Here is a 3,874-nt window from a genome sequence, read left to right as displayed (position 1 = left end):
GGTCGTTCCGGCCGGCCGCGGCCCGCCCGCGCAACGTATCCGCAACGTTCGGCGCACTAGCCTCCCGGCACCGTGCCCGCCGACCGGACCGGCGGGTCAGCACGAGCCGGCACAGCCCGGCACAGGGAGGCAGTGCATGAGCCGCTACGCCGCACCCGGAACCGACGGCGCGCTGATGAGCTACCAGTCGCGTTACGACCACTGGATCGGCGGCAGCCACGTCGCGCCCAAGCAGGGCGGCTACTTCGAGAACCCGACGCCGGTGACGGGGCAGCCCTTCACCGAGATCGCCCGCGGCACCGCCGAGGACGTCGAACGCGCCCTCGACGCCGCCCACGAGGCGGCACCGGCCTGGGGCCGCACGGCGCCCGCCGAGCGTGCCCAGGTCCTCAACCAGATCGCGCAGCGCATGGAGGCGCACCTGGAGGAGCTGGCCGTCGCCGAAAGCTGGGAGAACGGCAAGCCGGTCCGGGAGACCCTGGCCGCCGACATCCCGCTGGCCATCGACCACTTCCGGTATTTCGCCGCCGCGATCCGGGCGCAGGAGGGCTCGCTCTCCCAGCTGGACGAAGACACCGTCGCCTACCACTTCCACGAGCCGCTGGGCGTCGTCGGGCAGATCATCCCGTGGAACTTCCCGATCCTGATGGCCGCCTGGAAACTGGCCCCGGCGCTGGCCGGGGGCAACGCCGTCGTGCTCAAACCCGCCGAGCAGACCCCGGCGTCGATCCACTACTGGATGAGCCTGGTGGCCGACCTGCTGCCGCCCGGCGTCGTCAACATCGTCAACGGCTTCGGCGCCGAGGCGGGCAAGCCCCTGGCCTCCAGCCCTCGGGTGGCCAAGGTCGCCTTCACCGGTGAGACGACCACGGGGCGGCTGATCATGCAGTACGCCTCCGAGAACATCAAGCCCGTCACCCTGGAGCTGGGCGGCAAGAGCCCCAACATCTTCTTCGAGGACGTCTCCGACGACGCCGACGACTTCTACGACAAGGCCCTCGAAGGCTTCGCGATGTTCGCCCTCAACCAGGGCGAGGTGTGCACCTGCCCCTCGCGCGCCCTCATCCAGCGCGGCCACTACCGGGCGTTCCTCGACGCGGGACTGGCCCGCACCGAGGCCCTGGTGCAGGGGCACCCGCTGGACACCGCCACCCAGGTGGGCGCCCAGGCCTCCAACGACCAGCTGGAGAAGATCCTCTCCTACCTCGACATCGGCCGCCAGGAGGGCGCGCGGGTGCTGACCGGCGGCTCCAGGGCCGAGCTGGGCGGCGAGCTGGAGGGCGGCTACTACGTGCGGCCCACCGTCCTGGAAGGCAGCAACGGGATGCGGGTCTTCCAGGAGGAGATCTTCGGGCCCGTCGTCTCGGTCACGGGCTTCGACGACTTCGACGACGCCGTCCGGATCGCCAACGACACGCTCTACGGGCTGGGCGCGGGCGTGTGGACCCGGGACGGCTCCCGCGCCTACCGCGCCGGCCGCGCCATCCAGGCGGGCCGGGTGTGGACCAACTGCTACCACCAGTATCCGGCGCACGCCGCCTTCGGCGGCTACAAGCAGTCGGGCATCGGCCGCGAGAACCACCGGATGATGCTGGAGCACTACCAGCAGACCAAGAACCTGCTGGTCAGCTACGACGCCAAGAAGCTCGGAATGTTCTGATGGGCACGCACGAGGCGAGGCCGGGCGAGGGGCCCGAGCGGGTCGCCGTCACCGGGGAGGCCGCACGGCTGCTGCGGTCGCTCACCGCCGAGCACGGGCCGCTGATGTTCCACCAGTCCGGCGGCTGCTGCGACGGGTCCAGCCCCATGTGCTACCAGCGCGGCGAGTTCCGCACCGGCGGCTCGGACGTGCTCCTCGGCGAGCTGGAGATCGACGGCCTGCCGGAACCGGTGCCGTTCTGGATGTCCGCGGACCAGTTCGCCCTGTGGAGCCACACCCATCTGACCGTGGACGTCGTCCCGGGCAGGGGCAGCGGCTTCTCCCTGGAGGCCCCGCGCGGGGTGCGCTTCCTGATCAGGTCGCGGCTGCTGGAGGGCTGAGCCCCTCCGGCGGTCCTGCCGCCCCAGGACAGCGGGCGCCGCCGTCTCCCCCAACGGCGGTGCCCGCGTGAGCGTTCGTGCCCGCGCTCAGTACCCGCGTCCGGGGTACTGGTGGCCGCTGTAGGGGTCCTCCTGGGCGGGCACCGGGCGCGGGGCGGCGGGACGCGGGGCGACCGGCCGCATGTACTGCGTCGCCTGGTTGTGCACCGGCTGCTGCTGGTACTGCTGCACCTGGACCTGCGGCTGCTGGGGCTGCACCGGCGCCTGCGGCTGGGCCTGACCGGGCTGGCCGGGACCGCCCGGCCCCGGGTAGCCGTAACCGCGCGGCGGCGCCTGCTGGGGGATGTGCGGCGCCGGGGTGTGCTGGAGCGGCACCGGACCGCCCTGCGTGCCCCCGCCGCCCGGCGGCAGGGCCGCGGCCGGCCGCGGTTGCTGCCGCATCGGCGCGGGCGCGGCCTGCTGCGCGGCCTGCTGCGGCATCTGCGGCTGGGGCGCGGCGGGCGCCGGATAGCCGTAGGAGGGTGCGGGGGTGTGGTGCAGCGGCGCGGGCTGCTGCATGTGCTGCTGCCCGGGGTCGTGTCCGGACGGCAGCGCGGGAGGCAATGCCGCGAGCGCGCCGCCCGTGCCCCCCGTGTCATATGCCGACGGCACCCGGATGGGAGCTATCTGAGGCGTACCCCGCTCGGCCACGAGCATGTCGTAGATCGGCGTCTCGGGGTAGGACGGTGCAGCGTAGTAGCCGCCGCTATAAGAGCTGCGGGGGGAGGTCATGCTCATAAGTTAAGCCCAAAATCAGCATCGACACTAGAGAGGTACGGCAGGAACGCCTGCCCCACCCGCATCGCCGCAGGCGGGAGCCGGTTTCCGCCCGCCAGGACCGACCGCGCCGACGGCGCGCGCGGGGGAGCCCGAACAGGGCGAATACCCCCCATGACGGACCGCGGTGACGGCCGGTCAGGCATGGCGAGGCGGCTTGTTCCCGCCTGTCCCGTTCCGGGCGCGCGGGAGAAGAAGCTGACAGAAGCATAAGCCCACCGGCAATGTCCCGGAACGCCCGTGTCCCCAGCGGGGTTTCACGCCCCGTCGGACCGGCGGAACGGCGCCCGTGCCGGGGCTTAGGCGGGTGCTGAGGCGTGCAATAGGTTGGGAGGAGGAACCGGTACGCGGGACAACCGAGCCCTAGGGGGATGTGGCGATGACGATGCGCAAGGGGACCAACGTCCCCGTACCCGCCTCGGCGGTACGGATCGAACTGGGCTGGTCGTCCGGCCCCCTCGTGCCGGACGTGGACGCCTCGGCCCTGCTGCTCGACGAGAGCGGCCGGGTCCGCTCCGACGACGACTTCGTCTTCTACAACCAGCCCCGGCACCCCTCCTCCGCCGTCCGGCACGAGGGCAAGAACCCGCTGGGCGCCTCCTGCACCGACACGCTGGCCGTCGATCTGGAGCGCGTCGAGCCGGATGTGGACCGCATCGTCGTCGCCGCCTCGGCCGACGGCGGGACCTTCGGCCAGGTGACCGGCCTGTACGTCCGGGTGCTCGACGCGCACGGTGCGGGCGGCTCCGGCGCCGGAGGGGAACTCACCAGGTTCGACCCCGCCGACGCCGCGGGGGAGACGGCCTATCTGCTGGGGGAGCTGTACCGCCGGCAGGGCGGCTGGAAGTTCCGCGCCATCGGGCAGGGCTACGAGAGCGGACTGGCGGGCCTGGCGACCGACTTCGGCATCAGCGTGGACGACGCCTCGCGCCCCGGCAGCGAGCCCTCACCGCCCGGCGCCGCCGCGCCCCTGCACCCGCACGGCGCCCCCACCCCGAAGGTGCCGGCCCCGCCCCCG

At 72.8% G+C, this 3,874-nt stretch carries 4 protein-coding genes; 3 read left to right on the top strand and 1 reads right to left on the bottom strand.

Going from position 1 to position 3,874, the window contains the following annotated elements:
* Window positions 1-136: 136 nt before the first annotated feature.
* A complete protein-coding gene (exaC, locus tag FM076_RS03200) occupies window positions 137-1,660 on the top strand; it encodes an acetaldehyde dehydrogenase ExaC (RefSeq protein ID WP_173868424.1) in 1,524 nt (507 codons plus the stop codon).
* The gene (locus tag FM076_RS03195; protein WP_173868423.1) at window positions 1,660-2,040 is read left to right on the top strand and encodes a DUF779 domain-containing protein; all 381 of its coding nucleotides are present in this window, start codon (window positions 1,660-1,662) and stop codon (window positions 2,038-2,040) included. The genes exaC and FM076_RS03195 overlap by 1 nt, the downstream gene beginning before the upstream one ends.
* Window positions 2,041-2,127: 87 nt before the next feature.
* Here the strand turns inward: FM076_RS03195 and FM076_RS03190 are convergent, their stop codons facing one another.
* Window positions 2,128-2,811, bottom strand: a complete 684-nt coding sequence (locus FM076_RS03190) for a DUF6643 family protein (protein ID WP_173868422.1) — start codon at window positions 2,809-2,811, stop codon at window positions 2,128-2,130.
* A gap of 424 nt (window positions 2,812-3,235) precedes the next feature.
* Between FM076_RS03190 and FM076_RS33310 the strand changes: the two genes are divergently transcribed.
* On the top strand, window positions 3,236-3,874 hold a 639-nt coding region (locus FM076_RS33310; RefSeq protein WP_243274285.1), incomplete at its 3' end, for a TerD family protein.

The organism is Streptomyces albus subsp. chlorinus (assembly GCF_013302895.1).
In the GTDB taxonomy this organism is placed as follows: domain Bacteria; phylum Actinomycetota; class Actinomycetes; order Streptomycetales; family Streptomycetaceae; genus Streptomyces; species Streptomyces chlorinus.
This window is presented reverse-complemented; position numbering and strand designations above follow the sequence as displayed.